Annotated in this window: 32 protein-coding genes; all 32 read left to right on the top strand. The window is 67.0% G+C overall.

Translation table 11 applies throughout. The features are described from left to right. The first annotated feature begins 63 nt into the window (after positions 1-63). Positions 64-957 (top strand): glycosyltransferase family 2 protein, encoded by an 894-nt coding sequence (locus ACIPLC_RS00355; RefSeq protein ID WP_400469134.1) that lies wholly within the window; start codon positions 64-66, stop codon positions 955-957. A gap of 324 nt (positions 958-1,281) precedes the next feature. Then, positions 1,282-3,105 carry a hypothetical protein gene (locus ACIPLC_RS00350; RefSeq protein ID WP_400469131.1) on the top strand — a complete coding sequence of 608 codons (1,824 nt, stop codon included), beginning with the start codon at positions 1,282-1,284 and terminating at the stop codon, positions 3,103-3,105. Positions 3,106-3,495: 390 nt separating this feature from the next. Next, complete coding sequence (gene rpsJ, locus ACIPLC_RS00345) at positions 3,496-3,804, top strand: 30S ribosomal protein S10 (protein ID WP_012785157.1); 309 nt, start codon at positions 3,496-3,498, stop codon at positions 3,802-3,804. A gap of 14 nt (positions 3,805-3,818) precedes the next feature. Next, positions 3,819-4,466 carry a 50S ribosomal protein L3 gene (gene rplC, locus ACIPLC_RS00340; protein WP_327677876.1) on the top strand — a complete coding sequence of 216 codons (648 nt, stop codon included), beginning with the start codon at positions 3,819-3,821 and terminating at the stop codon, positions 4,464-4,466. 4 nt (positions 4,467-4,470) lie between these two features. Beyond that, entirely contained in the window at positions 4,471-5,148 is a 678-nt protein-coding gene (rplD, locus tag ACIPLC_RS00335) for a 50S ribosomal protein L4 (protein ID WP_391379223.1), read from the top strand. Beyond that, positions 5,148-5,468, top strand: coding sequence for a 50S ribosomal protein L23 (rplW, locus tag ACIPLC_RS00330; RefSeq protein WP_063348967.1), 321 nt, complete (start codon positions 5,148-5,150; stop codon positions 5,466-5,468). Before rplD ends, rplW begins: the two co-directional genes overlap by 1 nt. A 43-nt stretch (positions 5,469-5,511) precedes the next feature. Beyond that, positions 5,512-6,348: a 50S ribosomal protein L2 gene (gene rplB / locus ACIPLC_RS00325; RefSeq protein WP_218198386.1), complete on the top strand. Its 837-nt coding sequence runs from the start codon at positions 5,512-5,514 to the stop codon at positions 6,346-6,348. Between the two features lie 11 nt (positions 6,349-6,359). Further along, the gene (gene rpsS, locus ACIPLC_RS00320; protein ID WP_030055821.1) at positions 6,360-6,641 is read left to right on the top strand and encodes a 30S ribosomal protein S19; all 282 of its coding nucleotides are present in this window, start codon (positions 6,360-6,362) and stop codon (positions 6,639-6,641) included. A 50-nt stretch (positions 6,642-6,691) separates the two neighbouring features. Then, entirely contained in the window at positions 6,692-7,039 is a 348-nt protein-coding gene (rplV, locus tag ACIPLC_RS00315; protein ID WP_363580111.1) for a 50S ribosomal protein L22, read from the top strand. Beyond that, complete coding sequence (gene rpsC / locus ACIPLC_RS00310) at positions 7,039-7,863, top strand: 30S ribosomal protein S3 (RefSeq protein WP_188306763.1); 825 nt, start codon at positions 7,039-7,041, stop codon at positions 7,861-7,863. The genes rplV and rpsC overlap by 1 nt, the downstream gene beginning before the upstream one ends. A 5-nt stretch (positions 7,864-7,868) precedes the next feature. After that, the gene (gene rplP / locus ACIPLC_RS00305; RefSeq protein WP_030055824.1) at positions 7,869-8,288 is read left to right on the top strand and encodes a 50S ribosomal protein L16; all 420 of its coding nucleotides are present in this window, start codon (positions 7,869-7,871) and stop codon (positions 8,286-8,288) included. After that, a complete protein-coding gene (rpmC, locus tag ACIPLC_RS00300; protein ID WP_063348970.1) occupies positions 8,288-8,512 on the top strand; it encodes a 50S ribosomal protein L29 in 225 nt (74 codons plus the stop codon). The genes rplP and rpmC overlap by 1 nt, the downstream gene beginning before the upstream one ends. Continuing rightward, complete coding sequence (gene rpsQ / locus ACIPLC_RS00295) at positions 8,512-8,784, top strand: 30S ribosomal protein S17 (RefSeq protein WP_030055826.1); 273 nt, start codon at positions 8,512-8,514, stop codon at positions 8,782-8,784. Before rpmC ends, rpsQ begins: the two co-directional genes overlap by 1 nt. A gap of 102 nt (positions 8,785-8,886) precedes the next feature. Then, entirely contained in the window at positions 8,887-9,258 is a 372-nt protein-coding gene (gene rplN, locus ACIPLC_RS00290; protein WP_030393301.1) for a 50S ribosomal protein L14, read from the top strand. Between the two features lie 15 nt (positions 9,259-9,273). Next, on the top strand, positions 9,274-9,585 hold the full coding sequence (gene rplX / locus ACIPLC_RS00285; protein ID WP_030055828.1) for a 50S ribosomal protein L24: 312 nt from the start codon (positions 9,274-9,276) through the stop codon (positions 9,583-9,585). Next, positions 9,585-10,154 (top strand): 50S ribosomal protein L5, encoded by a 570-nt coding sequence (gene rplE, locus ACIPLC_RS00280; RefSeq protein WP_030393302.1) that lies wholly within the window; start codon positions 9,585-9,587, stop codon positions 10,152-10,154. The genes rplX and rplE overlap by 1 nt, the downstream gene beginning before the upstream one ends. A gap of 4 nt (positions 10,155-10,158) precedes the next feature. Continuing rightward, positions 10,159-10,344: a type Z 30S ribosomal protein S14 gene (locus ACIPLC_RS00275; RefSeq protein WP_030055830.1), complete on the top strand. Its 186-nt coding sequence runs from the start codon at positions 10,159-10,161 to the stop codon at positions 10,342-10,344. Positions 10,345-10,613: 269 nt separating this feature from the next. Next, positions 10,614-11,021 (top strand): 30S ribosomal protein S8, encoded by a 408-nt coding sequence (rpsH, locus tag ACIPLC_RS00270; protein WP_030055831.1) that lies wholly within the window; start codon positions 10,614-10,616, stop codon positions 11,019-11,021. A 22-nt stretch (positions 11,022-11,043) separates the two neighbouring features. After that, entirely contained in the window at positions 11,044-11,583 is a 540-nt protein-coding gene (rplF, locus tag ACIPLC_RS00265; protein WP_030055832.1) for a 50S ribosomal protein L6, read from the top strand. Between the two features lie 3 nt (positions 11,584-11,586). Beyond that, positions 11,587-11,970, top strand: a complete 384-nt coding sequence (gene rplR, locus ACIPLC_RS00260) for a 50S ribosomal protein L18 (protein WP_030280785.1) — start codon at positions 11,587-11,589, stop codon at positions 11,968-11,970. Between the two features lie 48 nt (positions 11,971-12,018). Further along, on the top strand, positions 12,019-12,642 hold the full coding sequence (gene rpsE, locus ACIPLC_RS00255; RefSeq protein ID WP_030055834.1) for a 30S ribosomal protein S5: 624 nt from the start codon (positions 12,019-12,021) through the stop codon (positions 12,640-12,642). Then, a complete protein-coding gene (gene rpmD, locus ACIPLC_RS00250; protein WP_030055835.1) occupies positions 12,642-12,824 on the top strand; it encodes a 50S ribosomal protein L30 in 183 nt (60 codons plus the stop codon). The genes rpsE and rpmD overlap by 1 nt, the downstream gene beginning before the upstream one ends. A gap of 2 nt (positions 12,825-12,826) precedes the next feature. After that, positions 12,827-13,279 carry a 50S ribosomal protein L15 gene (rplO, locus tag ACIPLC_RS00245; protein WP_030055836.1) on the top strand — a complete coding sequence of 151 codons (453 nt, stop codon included), beginning with the start codon at positions 12,827-12,829 and terminating at the stop codon, positions 13,277-13,279. A gap of 306 nt (positions 13,280-13,585) precedes the next feature. Beyond that, positions 13,586-14,896 carry a preprotein translocase subunit SecY gene (gene secY, locus ACIPLC_RS00240; RefSeq protein WP_400469126.1) on the top strand — a complete coding sequence of 437 codons (1,311 nt, stop codon included), beginning with the start codon at positions 13,586-13,588 and terminating at the stop codon, positions 14,894-14,896. Beyond that, entirely contained in the window at positions 14,896-15,549 is a 654-nt protein-coding gene (locus ACIPLC_RS00235; protein WP_400469123.1) for an adenylate kinase, read from the top strand. The genes secY and ACIPLC_RS00235 overlap by 1 nt, the downstream gene beginning before the upstream one ends. A 108-nt stretch (positions 15,550-15,657) precedes the next feature. Continuing rightward, positions 15,658-16,497, top strand: a complete 840-nt coding sequence (map, locus tag ACIPLC_RS00230) for a type I methionyl aminopeptidase (RefSeq protein ID WP_400469120.1) — start codon at positions 15,658-15,660, stop codon at positions 16,495-16,497. A gap of 140 nt (positions 16,498-16,637) precedes the next feature. Beyond that, the gene (gene mscL, locus ACIPLC_RS00225) at positions 16,638-17,063 is read left to right on the top strand and encodes a large conductance mechanosensitive channel protein MscL (RefSeq protein WP_400469117.1); all 426 of its coding nucleotides are present in this window, start codon (positions 16,638-16,640) and stop codon (positions 17,061-17,063) included. 196 nt (positions 17,064-17,259) lie between these two features. Next, positions 17,260-17,481: a translation initiation factor IF-1 gene (gene infA / locus ACIPLC_RS00220; protein WP_014047798.1), complete on the top strand. Its 222-nt coding sequence runs from the start codon at positions 17,260-17,262 to the stop codon at positions 17,479-17,481. Between the two features lie 32 nt (positions 17,482-17,513). Further along, a complete protein-coding gene (gene rpmJ / locus ACIPLC_RS00215) occupies positions 17,514-17,627 on the top strand; it encodes a 50S ribosomal protein L36 (protein WP_003956441.1) in 114 nt (37 codons plus the stop codon). A gap of 178 nt (positions 17,628-17,805) precedes the next feature. After that, the gene (gene rpsM / locus ACIPLC_RS00210) at positions 17,806-18,186 is read left to right on the top strand and encodes a 30S ribosomal protein S13 (protein WP_148644398.1); all 381 of its coding nucleotides are present in this window, start codon (positions 17,806-17,808) and stop codon (positions 18,184-18,186) included. Between the two features lie 72 nt (positions 18,187-18,258). Further along, a complete protein-coding gene (rpsK, locus tag ACIPLC_RS00205; RefSeq protein WP_030232513.1) occupies positions 18,259-18,666 on the top strand; it encodes a 30S ribosomal protein S11 in 408 nt (135 codons plus the stop codon). Positions 18,667-18,810: 144 nt separating this feature from the next. Further along, complete coding sequence (locus tag ACIPLC_RS00200; RefSeq protein ID WP_030055844.1) at positions 18,811-19,833, top strand: DNA-directed RNA polymerase subunit alpha; 1,023 nt, start codon at positions 18,811-18,813, stop codon at positions 19,831-19,833. The last annotated feature ends 105 nt before the right edge of the window (positions 19,834-19,938 follow it).

The raw sequence follows: 19,938 nt of genomic DNA, 5'->3' as shown, positions 1-19,938 counted from the left end.
GCTCGGCGGCCGCGGCCGGGCGGCACCGAAGCGTGATCCAGGACCAGGAGGTGCGGCGCTGTTATGAGCGTCGATTTCGTCATCCCGTACTACGGCGATCCGGAGTACCTGTTCGCCACCATCGACAGCATCCGGGCCCAGCACCAGCAGGACTGGCGGCTGACCGTCGTGGATGACCAGTACCCGGGCTTTCGGGCGCCGCAGTACATCGAGAGTCTGAACGACGAGCGGATCCGCTACATCCGCAACGAGGAGCGGCTGGGGCCCAACGGCAACACCTACAAGGCGTCCACCCTGGCCGAGCGCGAGTTCGTCTCGATGATGGGCGCCGACGACCTGCTGGAGCCCGACTACCTGGACGTCGTCCTGGAGCGCCTGCGGGCCGACCCGCACGCGATCGCGGTCCAGCCGGGTGTGCGGGTGATGGACAGCGACGGGACCCTGGTGCCCTCGCTCGGCATCGGCGACAAGGTCAAGCGCCGGATCAGCGCACCGGCCCGCAAGGCCGGGGTGATCAGCGGCGAGGCCGCGGTGAAGAGCCTGCTGTCCGGCAACTGGCTGTACACGCCGTCGCTCACCTACCGCCAGTCCGCGCTGTCGAAGATCCCGTACCGCCCGGACATCGACGCCATCCACGACCTGGCGTTCATGGTCGACATGCTGATGGAGGGCGGCAACCTGCTGGTCGACGAGCGCCCGGTGTTCCGCTACCGCCGCCACCAGGCCAGTGACTCCTCGACCCGGGTGAAGGACGGCAAGCGCTTCGACGAGGAGCTGCGGTACTACTCGCTGATCTCCAAGGAGCTGCGTGCCAAGGGGTGGAACACCGCAGCGCGCTCGGCCGACCTGCACCTCTCGTCCCGCCTGCACGCCCTGGTGGTCGCCGCCGGCCGACTCGGCGCGGGTGACTTCTCCCACGCCGGCGCCATGGTCGGTCGCGCCGTGCGCGGTAGCTGACCGGCCGATCGGGCCGACTCCGCGCGCCGGGTACGGATTGAACGCCGGGTAGCCGGTTGAACGTCGGGTAGCCGGGCTCGCGTTGAACACAACGACGGGAGCGGGCTGGTGGCCGCGATGCGACAAGCGGGCGGATGCGGCAGCTCAGGAACCCCGCGCCATTCGGATGCGGGCAATTCGCCGAATGATCACACTGGCTGCACATCGGGCCGCATGGCAGACTTCCCGTGCGATCCGACGACCGGGGGTGCGGGCAGGCGACTCGCGGCCATCTGTGCGTAGGACATGACAACTGCTGGTTCCGACAAGTAGGGAAGTATCCCGGTGCAGCCGCTGATCGATTCTGCTCATGCGCCCGACGGGCAGACATTGGGGGAGGGCGGCGACGGGAACGCGACCGGGGTCGCCGAGAAGACGACGCCCCCGGCCGCACTGACCCGGCTGTGGGCCCTCGCCGCCCACCGCTGGTTCTGGCCGGTGGCCCTGCTGCTCGGCTACCTCGGGCAGACAGCGTTCAGGCTGGCGCTGTCGATCCACAACTACTACCCCTCGGTGCACGCGGACGAGGACGGGTACCTCGCGATCGCGCGGGTGCTGGCCGGCCGGCCGGTTTCCGAGATGCCCACCGGCGTGATCATCCCCGGCGGGTACCCGCTGCTGATCTCGCCGGCGCTGCGGATCGCCGACGACCCGGCAACCGCGTACCACCTGATCATGGTCATCAACGCGGTGCTCAACGCGTTGGTCTTCCCGCTGGCCTTCGTGGCGGCGCGCCGCCTGGGCCTGTCCCGGCCGCACGCGTTCCTGGCGGGGACCGCCGTCGCGCTGGTGCCGGCGGTGATCTTCTACTCCCAGTTCGTCATGACGGACGCGATCCTCCCGGTGCTCCTGCTGATCTGGCTGATCGCGATGCACGGCTGGCTCTCGCCCGGATCGTCGCGCCGCCGCTCGCTCCACGCGGTGGCGATGAGCCTGGCCGCCGGTTACTCGATGGCCACCCATGACCGCGGCGGCGTGGTCGTGGCGCTGACGGCACTGGTCCTGGTCGTGGTGCTGGTCTTCGGCTGGGCGCCGCGGCTCTCCTCGCTGGCCGGGATCGGTGCGCTCGGGGTGGCCTTCCTGGGCACCAAGCTGCTGGCCCACTTCGTCGAGGGCCAGTTCAAGGACGTGCCGTCCGCCGGTGTGGGCAACAAGGTCTTCGAGAACCTCGAGAACAGCGACTACACCACCACGATCATCGTCCGTACCTTCGGCGAGCTGTGGTACTTCATGACCTCCACCTACGGCTTCGGGGCGATCGCCTTCGTGCTGTGCGTGGTGGCGGTGTTCCACCGCCGGTTCTCGGTGGCCGAGCGGGTGGTGGCCTTCTGCATGGTCGCCCTGCTGTGCGGTACTGCGCTGGCCTCCGCCGCGGGCCTCGCGGACGACAACCGCGTCGACAACTGGGTGTACGCCAGGTACTGCGCCGTGCTGGTGCCGGTGTTCCTGGTGGTCGGCCTGGCCGTACTGTTTCGGGCCGGGACGCGCCCGCTGCTGCGGCTGGCCGTGGTCGGCACGGTGGTCATCGGGATCACCGGGGTGTCGGTCACCGAGTACGCGGGGTCCAAGCTCAACGTGTGGATCATCCCGTGGGCCGTGCCGGACGCGCAGTTCCTCGCCGCGACCTGGGACGGCCTGCACATGGGCCGTACGACGCTCGGTGCGCTCGCCGTGCTGGCCGCCTGCCTGCTGCTGCGGGTGGCCGGCGGTCGCCGGATCGTCGCGGCCGTGGTGGGCTGCCTGACGATCTTCGCCGCCTTCGCGACGGTCGCCGTCACCAACAACGTCGCCGAGCCGCACGCCAAGTTCCGCAAGTACGAGGCCGTCGGCCTGGCCAAGGAGGCCGGCCTGGGCAAGGGCGACAACGTGATCCTGGACTGGGACCTCGACTGGGGCACCCGGATGGCGCTGACCTTCGAGGTCTACTCGGGCCGGGTCTGGACCAACAACGTGAAGCACGGCAACACCCCGCCGGAGAAGGCCAACGCGATGCTGTTGACCGTTCCCAAGGACGCGACGCCGGAGTCCAGCTGGGAGAAGCCGCTTCCGGGCTGGCGCATCGCGAAGTACAGCAAGGACCACGGCTGGGTGCTCTGGCGCAAGGGCTGAGCAGCGGAACTACCCGATCGGGGCCGGTGAGGGGTGCCTCACCGGCCCCGATTGGCATTCGGGCTGCTCCATGTGGCAGTATGTCCAAGTTGCTCGGTTGAGTGCCGATGCTGCGCGCCTCCCGCCGGGAGGACCGGAAGCGAGTCCCAGGTATTCGTCGTTCCCGTGATGGCCGTTAAGCGTGAAGTCGACGCCACGGCAGCTGCGGGGCGAAAGTACGGGAATCTTCCGGGAAGCGTATGCGGGGCCTCGACCCGGCCCCCCCACCCCGAAAGTTTGAAACCGACGAGCTTTTCGCCGGTTTTTTGCAAGCGCGAGAGCGACACGCCCGAGCGCGGGGGTCGGAGGTTGGTCGTGCAGTGACTAAGGACAAAGGACTACTGAGTAGCCATGGCGGGACAGAAGATCCGCATCCGGCTCAAGGCCTACGACCACGAGGTCATCGACTCTTCGGCGAAGAAGATCGTCGAGACGGTGATCCGTACTGGTGCGCAGGTCGCGGGCCCGGTGCCGCTGCCCACTGAGAAGAACGTGTACTGCGTCATCCGCTCGCCGCACAAGTACAAGGACTCGCGCGAGCACTTCGAGATGCGTACTCACAAGCGTCTGATCGACATCCTCGACCCCACGCCGAAGACGGTTGACTCGCTCATGCGTCTCGACCTGCCGGCTGGCGTCGACATCGAGATCAAGCTCTGAGAGGCGCACCGAAGATGGCTAAGCAGATTAAGGGCATCCTGGGCGAGAAGCTCGGCATGACCCAGGTCTGGGACGAGAACAACCGGATCGTTCCGGTGACCGTCGTCAAGGCTGGGCCCAATGTCGTGACCCAGGTCCACACCGCCGACAGTCCGGCCGGCTACGACGCCGTCCAGATCGGCTTCGGCGAGATCGACCCCCGCAAGGTGAACAAGCCCCTCGCGGGCCACTTCGCCAAGGCCGGTGTCACCCCGCGCCGCCACCTGGTCGAGCTCCGTACCACGGACGCGTCCGAGTACACCCTCGGCCAGGAGATCACCGCGGAGCTGTTCGAGGCGGGTGTCAAGGTCGATGTGACCGGCACCTCCAAGGGCAAGGGCTTCGCCGGTGTCATGAAGCGCCACAACTTCCGGGGCCTCGGCGCCGGTCACGGTGTGCAGCGCAAGCACCGTTCGCCCGGCTCGATCGGTGGCTGTGCCACCCCGGGTCGCGTGTTCAAGGGCGTGCGGATGGCCGGCCGGATGGGCCACGAGCGTGTGACCACCCAGAACCTGACCATCCATGCCGTTGACGCGGAGAAGGGGCTGCTCCTGATCAAGGGCGCAATCCCGGGCCCGAACGGCGGCCTCGTCCTCGTCCGCACTGCGGCGAAGGGGCTGTGAGGATATGAGCACCATTGACATCCTGTCGCCCTCGGGCGACAAGACCGGCAGCCTTGAGCTGCCGGCCGAGATCTTCGACGCGAAGGTCAGCGTTCCGCTGATGCACCAGGTCGTCGTGGCGCAGCTCGCTGCCGCCCGTCAGGGCACCCACAAGACCAAGACTCGTGGCGAGGTCCGCGGTGGCGGCAAGAAGCCGTACCGCCAGAAGGGCACCGGCCGCGCCCGTCAGGGCTCGACCCGTGCGCCGCAGTTCGCCGGCGGTGGCGTCGTGCACGGTCCCGTGCCGCGTGACTACTCGCAGCGGACCCCGAAGAAGATGATCGCCGCCGCCCTGCGCGGTGCGCTCACCGACCGGGCCCGCCACAACCGCATCCACGTCGTCACCGACGTGATCGCGGCCGAGGCGCCGTCGACCAAGGCCGCCAAGGGTCTGTTCGGCAAGATCACCGAGCGCAAGAACATCCTCCTCGTCGTCGAGCGTGCCGACGAGCTGGGTCTGAAGAGCGCCCGCAACCTGCCGCACGTGCACATCCTGGACGCCGGTCAGCTGAACACCTACGACGTGCTCGTCTCCGACGATGTGGTCTTCACCCAGGCCGCCTTCGAGCGTTTCGTGGCCGGTCCGGCCGCGTCCGCCAAGGCCGTGGCTGCTGAGGGCGAGCTCGAAGGGAGCGCCGCCTGATGGCTGCAGAGATCACGAGCAAGACGTTCACGGACCCCCGTGACGTCCTGGTGAAGCCGGTCATCTCGGAGAAGAGCTACTCGCTCCTCGACGAGAACAAGTACACGTTCGTCGTGTCGCCCGGTGCCAACAAGACCCAGATCAAGCAGGCCGTCGAGGCGGTCTTCTCGGTCAAGGTCGAGTCCGTCAACACGCTCAACCGTCAGGGCAAGCGCAAGCGCTCCAAGACGGGCTTTGGCAAGCGCAAGGACACCAAGCGCGCCATCGTGACGCTGGCTGAGGGCAACCGCATCGACATCTTCGGTGGTCCGGTCTCCTAACGGAGATCGTGATCGTCGATAAGGACGAGGACGAGAGAGCCAAATGGGCATCCGCAAGTACAAGCCGACTACGCCGGGCCGTCGTGGCTCCAGCGTGGCCGACTTCGTAGAGATCACGCGGTCCACGCCGGAGAAGTCGCTGGTTCGCCCCCTGCACAGCAAGGGCGGCCGTAACAACGCCGGTCGGATCACCGTTCGCCACCAGGGTGGCGGCCACAAGCGCGCCTACCGCGTGATCGACTTCCGTCGTCACGACAAGGACGGCGTGCCGGCCAAGGTCGCGCACATCGAGTACGACCCGAACCGCACCGCGCGCATCGCGCTCCTGCACTACGCGGACGGCGAGAAGCGCTACATCATCGCGCCGCGCGGCATCGCGCAGGGTGACCGGATCGAGAACGGCGCTGGCGCCGACATCAAGCCGGGCAACAACCTGCCGCTTCGCAACATCCCGGTCGGTACGACCATCCACGCGGTGGAGCTGCGTCCCGGTGGCGGTGCCAAGATGGCCCGCTCCGCCGGTGCCGGCATCCAGCTGCTGGCGCGTGAGGGCAAGATGGCGCACCTGCGCATGCCCTCCGGCGAGATCCGCCTGGTCGACGCGCGCTGCCGCGCGACCGTCGGCGAGGTCGGCAACGCCGAGCAGTCGAACATCAACTGGGGCAAGGCCGGCCGTATGCGCTGGAAGGGCGTCCGCCCGACCGTGCGTGGTGTCGCCATGAACCCGATCGACCACCCGCACGGTGGTGGTGAGGGTAAGACCTCTGGTGGTCGCCACCCGGTCTCGCCGTGGGGCCAGAAGGAGGGTCGCACCCGTCGCCCGAAGAAGGCGTCGGACGCTCTCATCGTGCGCCGCCGCAAGACCAACAAGAAGCGCTAGGAGCAGGTCAGATGCCGCGCAGTCTCAAGAAGGGCCCCTTCATCGACGGCCACCTTCTCAAGAAGGTGGACGCGCAGAACGAGGCGGGTACCCAGAACGTCATCAAGACCTGGTCCCGTCGCTCCGTGATCTTCCCGGCCATGCTCGGCCACACGATCGCGGTGCACGATGGCCGTAAGCACGTCCCGGTGTTCGTCACCGAGTCGATGGTCGGCCACAAGCTCGGCGAGTTCGCGCCGACGCGCACGTTCCGCGGTCACGTCAAGGACGACCGCAAGTCGAAGCGTCGCTAGTCGCCAGCGAGATTACCGACTCAATGACTTACACCAGCAAGGGGACAACCATGGAAGCCAGGGCCCAGGCGCGGTACATCCGCGTCACGCCCATGAAGGCCCGCCGCGTGGTGGACCTCATCCGTGGCCTGCCGGCCACGGAGGCCCAGGCCGTCCTGCGTTTCGCTCCGCAGGCAGCCACCGTGCCCGTCGGCAAGGTGCTCGACAGCGCCATTGCCAACGCCGCGCACAACTACAACCACTCCAACGTGGACGACCTCGTCATCAGCGAGGCGTATGTTGACGAGGGCCCGACCCTGAAGCGGTTCCGTCCGCGTGCGCAGGGTCGTGCCTTCCGGATCCGCAAGCGGACCAGCCACATCACCGTGGTCGTCAGCAGCAAGGAAGGGACCCGGTAATGGGCCAGAAGGTTAACCCGCACGGGTTCCGCCTTGGCATCAGCACGGACTTCAAGTCCCGCTGGTACGCCGACAAGCTGTACAAGGACTACGTCAAGGAAGACGTCGCCATTCGTCGCATGATGACGAAGGGCATGGAGCGCGCCGGCATCTCCAAGGTCGAGATCGAGCGCACCCGCGACCGCGTCCGCGTTGACATCCACACCGCCCGCCCCGGCATCGTCATCGGCCGCCGTGGCACCGAGGCCGACCGCATCCGCGGCGACCTCGAGAAGCTGACCGGCAAGCAGGTCCAGCTGAACATCCTCGAGGTCAAGAACCCCGAGCTGGACGCCCAGCTCGTGGCTCAGGGCGTCGCGGAGCAGCTGTCCTCGCGCGTGTCCTTCCGTCGTGCCATGCGCAAGTCGATGCAGGGCACCATGAAGTCCGGCGCCAAGGGCATCAAGGTCCAGTGCTCCGGTCGTCTCGGCGGCGCCGAGATGAGCCGTTCGGAGTTCTACCGCGAGGGCCGTGTGCCGCTGCACACCCTGCGCGCGAACGTCGACTACGGCTTCTTCGAGGCCAAGACGACCTTCGGCCGCATCGGTGTGAAGGTCTGGATCTACAAGGGCGACGTCAAGAACATCGCCGAGGTCCGCGCTGAGAACGCCGCTGCCCGCTCGGGCAACCGCCCGGCCCGTCCCGAGGGTGGTCGTCCCGCCCGCGGTGGCGAGCGCCGTGGTGGCGAGCGCGGTGGCCGTGGCCGTCGCCCCGCCGCTGCCGAGGCCTCCGCGGCCCCGGTCGCCGAGGCTCCGGCTGCCGAGAACACCGGAACGGAGGCCTGACACCAATGCTGATCCCCCGTCGGGTCAAGCACCGCAAGCAGCACCACCCCAAGCGCCGTGGCGCTGCCAAGGGTGGCACCGAGCTCGCCTTCGGCGAGTACGGCATCCAGGCCGTCACCCCGGCCTACGTGACGAACCGGCAGATCGAGTCCGCTCGTATCGCCGTCACCCGTCACATCAAGCGTGGCGGCAAGGTCTGGATCAACATCTACCCGGACCGTCCGCTCACCAAGAAGCCGGCCGAGACCCGCATGGGTTCCGGTAAGGGTTCGCCCGAGTGGTGGATCGCGAACGTGCACCCGGGTCGGGTCATGTTCGAGCTGTCGTACCCCAACGAGAAGGTGGCTCGTGAGGCGCTGACCCGCGCTGCTCACAAGCTCCCGATGAAGTGCCGGATCATCCGGCGCGAGGCAGGTGAGAGCTGATGTCGGCCGGCACCAAGGCTGCTGACCTCCGCGAGCTGGACAACGAGGGTCTCGTTGCCAAGCTCCGTGAGGCCAAGGAGGAGCTGTTCAACCTCCGCTTCCAGGCGGCGACCGGGCAGCTCGACAACCACGGACGGCTCAAGCTCGTCCGTAAGGACATCGCGCGGATCTACACCCTGATGCGCGAGCGCGAGCTGGGCATCGAGACGGTGGAGAACGCCTGATGACTGAGAACACCAACGAGACGCGCGGTTTCCGCAAGACCCGTGAGGGTCTCGTCGTCAGCGACAAGATGGACAAGACCGTCGTCGTCGCCGTCGAGGACCGCGTCAAGCACGCTCTGTACGGCAAGGTCATCCGCCGTACGAACAAGCTGAAGGCGCACGACGAGGCGAACGCCTGCGGCATCGGCGACCGGGTCCTCCTCGCGGAGACCCGCCCGCTGTCCGCGACGAAGCGCTGGCGCGTCGTCGAGATCCTCGAGAAGGCCAAGTAACGAAGTTGATGCGGTACGGCCGTATGTGCACCAGGCCCCTCGTGGGCGCTGGTGTGAGCAGCGGCCGGCCCGTCAGCTCTCGTTGACGATCAGGAGAAAGCTGTGATCCAGCAGGAGTCGCGACTGCGAGTCGCCGACAACACGGGCGCGAAGGAAATCCTTTGCATCCGCGTTCTCGGTGGTTCCGGTCGCCGCTACGCCGGTATCGGGGACGTCATCGTCGCGACCGTCAAGGACGCGATCCCCGGCGGTTCGGTGAAGAAGGGTGACGTCGTCAAGTGCGTCGTCGTCCGTACCGTGAAGTCGCGTCGTCGTCCGGATGGCTCGTACATCCGCTTCGACGAGAACGCCGCGGTCGTTCTGAAGAACACCGATGGTGACCCCCGTGGCACCCGCATCTTCGGCCCGGTGGGCCGCGAGCTGCGCGACAAGAAGTTCATGAAGATCATCTCGCTTGCGCCGGAGGTGCTCTAACCCATGGCGAACAGCATGAAGATCAAGAAGGGTGACCTGGTTCAGGTCATCACCGGCAAGGACCGCGGCAAGCAGGGCAAGGTCATCCAGGCCATGCCCGCCGAGAACAAGGTCCTGGTCGAGGGTGTGAACCGGGTCAAGAAGCACACCAAGCCGGGCCCGGGCACTCAGGGTGGCATCGTCACCGTCGAGGCCCCGGTGCACGTCTCCAACGTCCAGCTGGTCGTGGAGAAGGACGGCAAGAAGGTCGTCACCCGCGTTGGCTACCGCTTCGATGACGAGGGCAACAAGATCCGCGTTGCCAAGCGAACCGGTGAGGACATCTGATGTCTGAGACGACTGTTGAGAAGGTGACCCCCCGTCTCAAGGAGCGTTACAACTCCGAGATCAAGGGTCAGCTGCAGGAGCAGTTCTCGTACGAGAACGTCATGCTGACGCCCGGCCTGGTCAAGGTCGTCGTCAACATGGGTGTCGGCGAGGCCGCCCGTGACAGCAAGCTGATCGAGGGCGCGATCCGCGACCTGACCGCGATCACCGGTCAGAAGCCGGCCGTGACCAAGGCTCGCAAGTCCATCGCGCAGTTCAAGCTGCGCGAGGGCCAGCCGATCGGCACGCACGTCACCCTCCGTGGTGACCGCATGTGGGAGTTCCTGGACCGTCTGGTTTCGCTGGCCCTGCCGCGAATCCGTGACTTCCGTGGCCTCTCCCCGAAGCAGTTCGACGGCCGTGGCAACTACACCTTCGGTCTGACCGAGCAGGTTATGTTCCACGAGATCGACCAGGACAAGGTCGACCGTCAGCGCGGTATGGACATCACCGTCGTGACCACCGCTCAGACCGACGACGAGGGCCGGGCGCTCCTGCGTGCTCTGGGCTTCCCGTTCAAGGAGGCGTGAGCCAATGGCGAAGAAGTCCCTCATCGCGAAGTCCGAGCGCAAGCCGAAGTTCGGCGTCCGGGCCTACACCCGGTGCCAGCGCTGCGGCCGTCCGCACTCGGTGTACCGCAAGTTCGGCCTCTGCCGTGTGTGCCTTCGTGAGATGGCGCACCGCGGCGAGCTGCCGGGCGTGACCAAGAGCTCCTGGTAGTCCAGGACCTCGCGGTAACGCCATAGCGAAGCAGGTGTGCCCGACCCCACAGCGCCCCTTTTTGGGGCTGCGTACGGAATCCCGTAGGGTAGTGAGGTCGGGCCCCCTGTCGCGGGAGCTCCATAGCTGCCGTCGACCCTCTTCGGAGGGCTCGCACCCAGTCTTACGACGCCGCAGGTCCCCTGCGTCTGTGCCCCCGCCGCACTCCTCGGAGTGCGGCGGGGGGACCTGGCGCGGAGAAACCACGGCGAGAGAGGCCTGAGGCCATCATGACCATGACCGACCCCATCGCAGACATGCTCACGCGTCTGCGTAACGCTAACTCGGCGTACCACGACTCCGTGGCGATGCCGGCCAGCAAGATCAAGGCGCACGTCGCCGAGATCCTGCAGCAGGAGGGGTACATCTCCTCCTACAAGGTTGAGGAGCCCGTTGAGGGCGAGGTCGGCAAGAAGCTGACCATCGAGCTCAAGTTCGGCCCCAACCGTGAGCGCTCGATCGCTGGCATCAAGCGGATCAGCAAGCCGGGCCTGCGGGTCTACGCAAAGTCCACCAACCTGCCGAAGGTGCTCGGCGGCCTGGGCGTGGCGATCATCTCCACGTCCTCGGGTCTCCTCACCGACAAGCAGGCCGCCAAGAAGGGCGTAGGCGGAGAAGTTCTCGCCTACGTCTGGTAATTCGGGAAACGGAGGTACAGCAATGTCGCGCATTGGACGGCTGCCCATCCAGGTCCCCGCTGGCGTGGACGTCACCATCGATGGCCAGGCGGTCTCGGTGAAGGGCCCGAAGGGCTCCCTCACCCACGTTGTCGCCGCGCCGATCGAGATCGGTAAGGGCGAGGACGGCACGCTGCTCGTCACCCGCCCCAACGACGAGCGTCTGTCGAAGGCCCTGCACGGCCTTTCCCGCACGCTGGTGGCGAACATGATCACCGGCGTGACCGCGGGCTACCGCAAGTCGCTGGAGATCAGCGGTGTCGGCTACCGAGTTCTGGCGAAGGGCTCCGACATGGAGTTCCAGCTGGGCTACAGCCACCCGATCCTGGTCGAGGCCCCCGAGGGCATCTCCTTCGTCGTCGAGTCGGCCACCAAGTTCCACGTGGACGGCATCGACAAGCAGAAGGTCGGCGAGGTCGCCGCGAAGATCCGCAAGCTGCGCAAGCCCGACCCGTACAAGGCCAAGGGCGTCAAGTACGCGGGCGAGGTCATCCGCCGCAAGGTCGGAAAGAGTGGTAAGTAAGCGATGAGCGTCTCTGTCAAGATCGGCAAGGGCAACGCCTACAAGAGCGCCGCTCGCAAGCGCCGCGCGATCCGCGTTCGCAAGCGCGTCGTCGGCACCGAGGTGCGTCCGCGCCTCGTCGTGACGCGTTCGAACCGTCACATGGTCGCCCAGGTCATCGACGACGCCAAGGGTCACACCCTGGCGTCGGCGTCCACCCTCGACGTGTCCATCAAGGGCGCCGAGGGCGACAAGACCGAGCTGGCCAAGAAGGTCGGGAGCCTGGTCGCCGAGCGCGCCAAGGCCGCCGGCATCGAGTCGGTCGTCTTCGACCGCGCGGGCAACCGGTACGCCGGCCGCATCGCCGCCCTGGCGGACGCGGCCCGCGAGGCCGGGCTCGACTTCTAAGCCGCTCGTCGACTCAGTCGACGGACGTAATCGAGAGAGGTAATTCCAATGGCTGGACCCCAGCGCCGCGGTAGCGGCGCCGGCGGTGGCACCGGCGGTGGCGAGCGGCGCGACCGTAAGCGTGACGACCGGGGCAATGCCCCCGCCGTCGAGAAGACCGCTTACGTCGAGCGCGTTGTCGCGATCAACCGTGTCGCCAAGGTTGTCAAGGGTGGTCGTCGTTTCAGCTTCACCGCGCTGGTCGTGGTGGGCGACGGTGACGGCACCGTGGGTGTCGGTTACGGGAAGGCGAAGGAGGTTCCGGCCGCCATCGCCAAGGGTGTTGAGGAGGCCAAGAAGAACTTCTTCAAGGTCCCCCGTATCCAGGGCACCATCCCGCACCCGATCCAGGGTGAGAAGGCCGCCGGCGTCGTGCTCCTGAAGCCCGCCGCCCCCGGTACCGGTGTTATCGCCGGTGGTCCGGTGCGCGCCGTCCTGGAGTGCGCCGGCATTCACGACATCCTGTCGAAGTCGCTCGGCTCGGACAACGCGATCAACATCGTGCACGCCACCGTGGCTGCTCTGAAGGGCCTCGTGCGCCCCGAGGAGATCGCTGCCCGTCGTGGCCTGCCGCTGGAGGACGTGGCTCCCGCAGCTCTGCTGCGGGCTCGTGCTGCAGGGGTGAGCGCCTGATGGCTCGCCTGAAGATCACGCAGACCAAGTCGTACATCGGCAGCAAGCAGAATCACCGTGACACCCTGCGTTCGCTTGGTCTCAAGCGCATGCACGACGTCGTGGTGAAGGAGGACCGTCCCGAGATCCGCGGGATGGCCCACACGGTCCGTCACCTGGTGACGGTTGAGGAGGTGGACTGATCATGGGCGAGAACCCGATCAAGATCCACAACCTGCGTCCCGCCCCGGGTGCCAAGACCGACAAGATCCGCGTGGGTCGTGGTGAGGGCTCCAAGGGTAAGACCGCTGGTCGTGGTACCAAGGGCACCAAGGCCCGCTACCAGGTTCCGCAGCGCTTCGAGGGTGGCCAGATGCCGCTCCACATGCGCCTGCCGAAGCTGAAGGGCTTCAAGAACCCGTTCAAGATCACGTTCCAGGTCGTCAACCTCGACAAGCTGGCCGAGCTCTACCCGCAGGGTGGAGAGGTCACCGTCGAGGACCTGGTCGCCAAGGGCGCGGTTCGCAAGAACTCCCTCGTCAAGGTGCTCGGCACCGGCGAGATCTCGGTCGCGCTGCAGGTGACGGTTGACGCCGTCTCCGGCTCCGCCGCCGAGAAGATCACCGCCGCCGGCGGTACCGTCACCGAGCTCGTCTGAGCCCGCTGACTTCGGTGCGAGCCCCGCACCTCCTTCGGGAGGTGCGGGGCTCGCGCGTTTTCCGGGCATTCCGTTGACGTGCCCTCGTTCTTTTGTGTGGCAAACCCGGGCATCCCGTACCCCGTGAGTGGGGGACGGGCGGTACGCGCTTCTTCCGAGTGGCCGCGCACTGTTAGAGTCCGTGGAGTTCCCTTGTAGGCTGCGCGTAGGCTCGCCTGTGCCGTCTGTACGGGAGCCCGTACCGCCAAAACTCCCATTCAGGACCGACCCTCCCGCCGACGACGCGCGGGAGGCGCAGGAGGCACCGTGCTCAGTGCGTTCGCGCGGGCGTTCCAGACGCCCGACCTGCGCAAGAAGCTGCTGTTCACGCTGGGCATCATGGTGCTGTTCCGCCTGGGCTCACACATCCCGATCCCCGGCGTGAGCTTCACGGCCGTGAACGAGTGTGTGAAGGAGACCAAGAACAGCGGCCTCTTCGGGCTCGTCAACCTGTTCAGCGGCGGCGCGCTCCTCCAGCTGACGATCTTCGCGCTCGGCATCATGCCGTACATCACCGCGAGCATCATCCTCCAGCTCCTCACGGTCGTGATCCCGCGACTGGAGGCACTGAAGAAGGAGGGGCAGGCCGGCCAGACGAAGATCACCCAGTACACCCGCTACCTGACCATCGCGCTCGCCGTGCTCCAGGGCACCGGCATCGTGGCGACGGCCTCCAGCGGCGCGCTGTTCTCCGGCTGCCCGGTGGGCAACCAGATCGTCCCGGACACGAGCGTGTTCCGGATCGCGGTCATGGTGATCACGATGACCGCCGGCACCACGGTGATCATGTGGCTGGGCGAGCTGATCACCGACCGCGGCATCGGCAACGGCATGTCGCTGCTGATCTTCACCTCGATCGCCGCGCAGTTCCCGTCCTCGATGTGGGCGATCAAGACCTCCGGCACCATCGGTGGCGGCTGGGTCGAGTTCCTGTCCGTGGTCGCGGTCGGCGTCATCGTCGTGATGCTGGTCATCTTCGTCGAGCAGGCCCAGCGCCGGATCCCGGTGCAGTACGCGAAGCGGATGATCGGCCGCCGGGCGTTCGGCGGCACCTCGACCTACATCCCGCTCAAGGTGAACCAGGCCGGTGTCATCCCGGTCATCTTCGCCTCGTCGCTGCTGTACATCCCGGCCCTGGTGGTCCAGCTGACCAACAGCCAGGCGGGCTGGGCCACGTGGATCCGGACGAACTTCGTCAAGGGTGACCACCCGGTCTACATGGCGACGTACTTCCTGCTGATCGTCTTCTTCGCCTTCTTCTACGTCGCGATCTCCTTCAACCCCGAAGAAGTTGCCGACAATATGAAGAAGTATGGTGGCTTCATCCCGGGCATCCGGGCCGGTCGGCCGACGGCCGAGTACCTGAACTACGTGCTGACCCGCATCACGTGGCCGGGTTCGCTCTACCTGGGCCTGATCGCGTTGATCCCGATGATCGCCCTGGTCGCCTTCGGACAGCAGACCAACTTCCCGTTCGGCGGCACCAGCGTGCTCATCGTCGTCGGCGTCGGACTCGAAACTGTGAAGCAGATCGAGAGCCAGCTCCAGCAGCGCAATTACGAAGGGTTCCTCCGCTGATGCGTATCGTCCTCGTTGGTCCTCCCGGGGCCGGGAAGGGTACTCAGGCGCACCTGCTCGCCAAGACCCTGTCCATTCCCCACATCTCCACCGGCGACCTGTTCCGCGCCAACATCGGTCAGGGCACCCCGCTGGGGCTCGAGGCCAAGAGCTACATGGACGCGGGCCGCCTGGTGCCGGATGAGGTCACCATCGGGATGGCCAAGGACCGCATGCTCCAGGAGGACGCCGCGGGCGGCTTCCTGCTCGACGGCTTCCCCCGCAACCTCGGCCAGGCCAAGGCGCTCGACGAGTTCCTCGCCGAGCAGGGGATCAAGCTGGACGGCGTGCTGGACCTGGAGGTCCCCGAGGACGAGGTGGTCCGCCGGATCGCCGGCCGCCGCCTGTGCCGCAACGACGGGGGCCACGTCTTCCACGTGGACTACAACCCGCCGAAGGCCGACGGCGTCTGCGACGAGTGCGGCGGCGAGCTGTACCAGCGTTCGGACGACACCGAGGACAAGGTGCGCACCCGGCTGGAGGTCTACCACACGGAGACCGAGCCGATCATCGACTACTACGCCCAGCAGGGCCTGGTGGCGACCATCTCGGCCCTCGGCAAGGTGGACGAGGTCACCCGGCGCGCGATCGAGGCGCTGAAGCAGGACAACTGAGTTTCCCGGCGACGCCGTACGGCCGCGCTCCCCGATCCCGGGCGGCGCGGCCGTACGGCGTCGTACGGTGGTAGGCAGTGGCAAACAGAACGTGGAAGGCGTGACCAGATGGTGGAGATCAAGACCCCCGAGCAGATCGCGAAGATGCGAGCGGCCGGGCTGGTCGTCGCCGAGGCGCTGAAGGCCTGCCGGGAGGCGGTCGCCCCGGGAGTGACCACCCAGGAGCTCAACGACATCGCGGACAAGGTCATCACCGACCACGGTGCGACCTCCAACTTCCGGGCCGACCACGGTGGTCTGTGGTTCCCCGGGGTGATCTGCGCCTCGGTGAACAACGAGGTCGTGCACGGCATCCCCGGTGACCGGGTGCTCCAGGAGGGCGACGTCATCTCGATCGACTGCGGCGCCATCCTGGACGGCTGGCACGGCGACTCGGCGATCACCGTGGCGGTCGGCGAGGTCCGGCCCGAGGTCGAGATGCTGAGCCGGGTGACCGAGGGCTCGATGTGGGCCGGCATCGCCCAGATGAAGAAGAACAACCGCCTGGTGGACGTCTCCAAGGCGATCGAGGGCTTCATCCGCCGCCAGCCGCTGCCCCCCAAGGGCAAGTGGGGCATCACCGAGGGCTACGGCGGCCACGGCATCGGCACCGCGATGCACATGGAGCCGCACGTGCTGAACTACGTCGAGCGCGGCCGCGGCAAGGGCCCGAAGCTGATCCCCGGCACCGTGCTGGCGATCGAGCCGATGGTCTCGCTGGGCACCCCGCACACCGCCGTGCTGGAGGACGACTGGACGGTCGTCACCAACGACGGCACCTGGGCCTCGCACTGGGAGCACTCGGTGGCCGTCACCGAGGAGGGTCCGCTGGTGCTGACCGCCTTCGACGGCGGCAAGGCGGAGCTCGCGAAGCTGGGCATCACCGCCGCGCCGGACCCGCTCGGTTAGTCATCGGAAGGTCGGCCGAGCGGCCAACTTCCGCTGCTGACAAGGGATCAGGGCCCTGGAGGTTTGGACCTCCAGGGCTTTTGTCCTATTTTTATCGGCTGACAGTGGCTTCAGCAGCTTCGATTGATCGGGAGAGTGCAGTGCTCAAGGGATTCCGCGACTTCATGATGCGCGGCAACGTGGTCGACATGGCGGTCGGTGTGGTCATCGGCGCCGCGTTCACCGCGGTGGTGACCGGCTTCGTGTCGGCCTTCCTCACCCCGCTGGTCGGCGTGGTGGTCGGCGCGGCCGGCGACTTCAGCTCGTACAAGGCGACGGTGGCCGGGGTCACCTTCCCGTACGGCCAGTTCCTCAACGTGCTGATCGCCTTCGTGATGACCGCGGCGGTGCTGTACTTCTGCGTCGTGCTGCCGATCACCAAGGCGACCGCGCGGTACCTGCCGAAGAAGCCGAAGACCCCCAAGCGGCCCTGCCCCGAGTGCCTGACCGAGATCCCCGAGGCCGCCCGCCGCTGCTCCGCCTGCACCGCCCACGTCGAGCCGCTGAAGCTCACCGCCGGGTTCTGACCGGCCGGGACGTGACGGTGGCCGCCTTCGGGAGTACCCCGTTTTGGCCCACCGGACGCGCTGGCGTAGGATGGACCGTCGGCTCACTCGTAGCGTGCTTCAGCACGCCCTCTTCCCTTCGGGGGCGGGGTGAACCCAGGTTCGCACGAGCGTGCCGCATACGGTAGCCGGTCCCGGAAGGTGGATCTCGCAGTTCATGGCTAAGAAGCAAGGCGCCATTGAGATCGAGGGCACCGTGATCGAGTCTCTTCCGAACGCGATGTTCAGGGTCGAGCTGCAGAACGGTCACAAGGTCCTCGCGCACATCAGTGGCAAGATGCGCATGCACTACATCCGCATCCTGCCGGACGACCGGGTCGTCGTGGAGCTCAGCCCCTACGACCTCACGCGCGGGCGGATCGTCTACCGCTACAAGTAAGAACGTCAGATCTAGACCCGGAGAACCTGAACATGAAGGTCAAGCCGAGCGTCAAGAAGATCTGCGACAAGTGCAAGGTGATCCGCCGTCACGGCCGGGTCATGGTGATCTGCGACAACCTGCGCCACAAGCAGCGCCAGGGCTGATCTCGCCCCCGCATTTCTCGTAGTACTTCGCGCGACGCGAAAACGTCATAAGCGGGCTACCCGATCCGCCCCCACGAAGGGACGGACTGCCACCCCCGGTCAGAGGCCGGGGCTCCATCGTCGAGAGGCGAAGGAGTAGGTAGCACGCAAGACCTCTGAAGAAGCACAGGAGCCTTGAATGGCACGCCTCGCCGGCGTTGATCTCCCCCGTGAGAAGCGGATCGAGATCGCCCTCACCTACGTGTACGGCATCGGCCGTACCCGCGCCCAGCAGACCCTGGCCGAGACCGGTGTCAACCCGGATGTCCGCGTTCGCGACATCACCGAGGAAGACCTCGTCAAGCTGGGCCAGTACATCGACGCCAACTACACGGTCGAGGGTGACCTCCGCCGTGAGGTGGCCGCCGACATCCGCCGCAAGGTCGAGATCGGCTGCTACGAGGGTCTGCGTCACCGCCGCGGCCTGCCGGTCCGCGGTCAGCGCACCCACACCAACGCGCGTACCCGCAAGGGCCCGCGTCGCGCGATCGCCGGTAAGAAGAAGCCGGGCAAGAAGTAGTCCGTCCCGTAACCGGACATCCCTCCGGCCCGCGGGTCAGCGGACCGACCACCTCAGTAGGAGAACAGACTTATGCCCCCCAAGGGTCGTCAGGCTGCCGGCGCGAAGAAGATCCGCCGCAAGGAAAAGAAGAACGTCGCTCACGGCCACGCGCACATCAAGAGCACGTTCAACAACACCATCGTTTCGATCACCGACCCCGCGGGCAACGTGATCTCCTGGGCCTCCGCCGGCCACGTCGGCTTCAAGGGCTCGCGCAAGTCCACCCCGTTCGCCGCGCAGATGGCCGCCGAGGCCGCTGCCCGTCGCGCGCAGGAGCACGGCATGCGCAAGGTTGACGTCTTCGTCAAGGGTCCGGGCTCCGGCCGCGAGACCGCGATCCGCTCGCTCCAGGCCACCGGCCTGGAGGTCGGCTCGATCCAGGACGTCACCCCCACCCCGCACAACGGCTGCCGTCCGCCGAAGCGCCGCCGCGTCTGACGCAGCGCCTTCGGGCTCGCAGTTCTCGCTCCAACCACGTACGGGGTCCCACGCAGTGATTCGTCGCTGCTTGCGGGACCCCGTACGCTTGGTCCTGTCGGCATCAAATAGTGGGTGCCGAAGACAACCGGAGGAACATCCCCCATGCTTATCGCTCAGCGCCCCTCGCTGACCGAAGAGGTCGTCGACGAGTTCCGCTCGCGGTTCGTGATCGAGCCGCTGGAGCCGGGCTTCGGCTACACCCTCGGCAACTCCCTGCGCCGCACGCTCCTGTCGTCGATCCCGGGTGCCGCTGTCACCAGCATCCGCATCGACGGCGTCCTGCACGAGTTCACCACCGTGCCGGGCGTCAAGGAGGACGTGACCGACCTCATCCTCAACATCAAGCAGCTGGTCGTCTCCTCGGAGCACGACGAGCCGGTCGTGATGTACCTGCGCAAGCAGGGCCCGGGTGTCGTCACCGCCGCCGACATCGCCCCGCCGGCGGGTGTCGAGGTGCACAACCCGGAGCTGGTCCTCGCCACGCTGAACGGCAAGGGCAAGCTGGAGATGGAGCTGACCGTCGAGCGCGGTCGCGGCTACGTCTCCGCCGTCCAGAACAAGGCCTCCGGCCAGGAGATCGGCCGCATCCCGGTCGACTCGATCTACAGCCCCGTGCTGAAGGTCACCTACAAGGTCGAGGCGACCCGTGTCGAGCAGCGGACCGACTTCGACAAGCTGATCGTCGACGTCGAGACCAAGCCCGCCATGCGTCCGCGCGACGCCATGGCCTCGGCCGGCAAGACCCTGGTGGAGCTGTTCGGTCTCGCCCGCGAGCTGAACATCGACGCCGAGGGCATCGACATGGGCCCGTCCCCGACGGACGCCGCCCTGGCCGCCGACCTGGCGCTGCCGATCGAGGAGCTGGAGCTCACCGTCCGCTCCTACAACTGCCTCAAGCGCGAGGGCATCCACACCGTGGGTGAGCTCGTCGCCCGCTCCGAGGCCGACCTGCTCGACATCCGCAACTTCGGTGCGAAGTCGATCGACGAGGTCAAGGCGAAGCTGGCCGGCATGGGCCTGGCCCTCAAGGACAGCCCGCCCGGGTTCGACCCGACCGCGGCCGCCGACGCCTTCGGCGCCGACGACCTGGACGACGCGGGTTACGCCGAGACCGAGCAGTACTAAGAGATTTGGCCGCGGGGGCGGCTCCACCGAGCCGCCCCCGTCGTCGTGAAAGTCGTGCGGGCAACAGTGCCCGTACGCCCGCTGCGGTACCTGATACGGCCGTAG

This window comes from Kitasatospora sp. NPDC086801 (assembly GCF_044745805.1).
In the GTDB taxonomy this organism is placed as follows: Bacteria; Actinomycetota; Actinomycetes; order Streptomycetales; family Streptomycetaceae; genus Kitasatospora.
The sequence above is the reverse complement of the archived record's forward strand: the minus strand, read 5'-3'. Positions and strand labels throughout refer to the sequence as shown.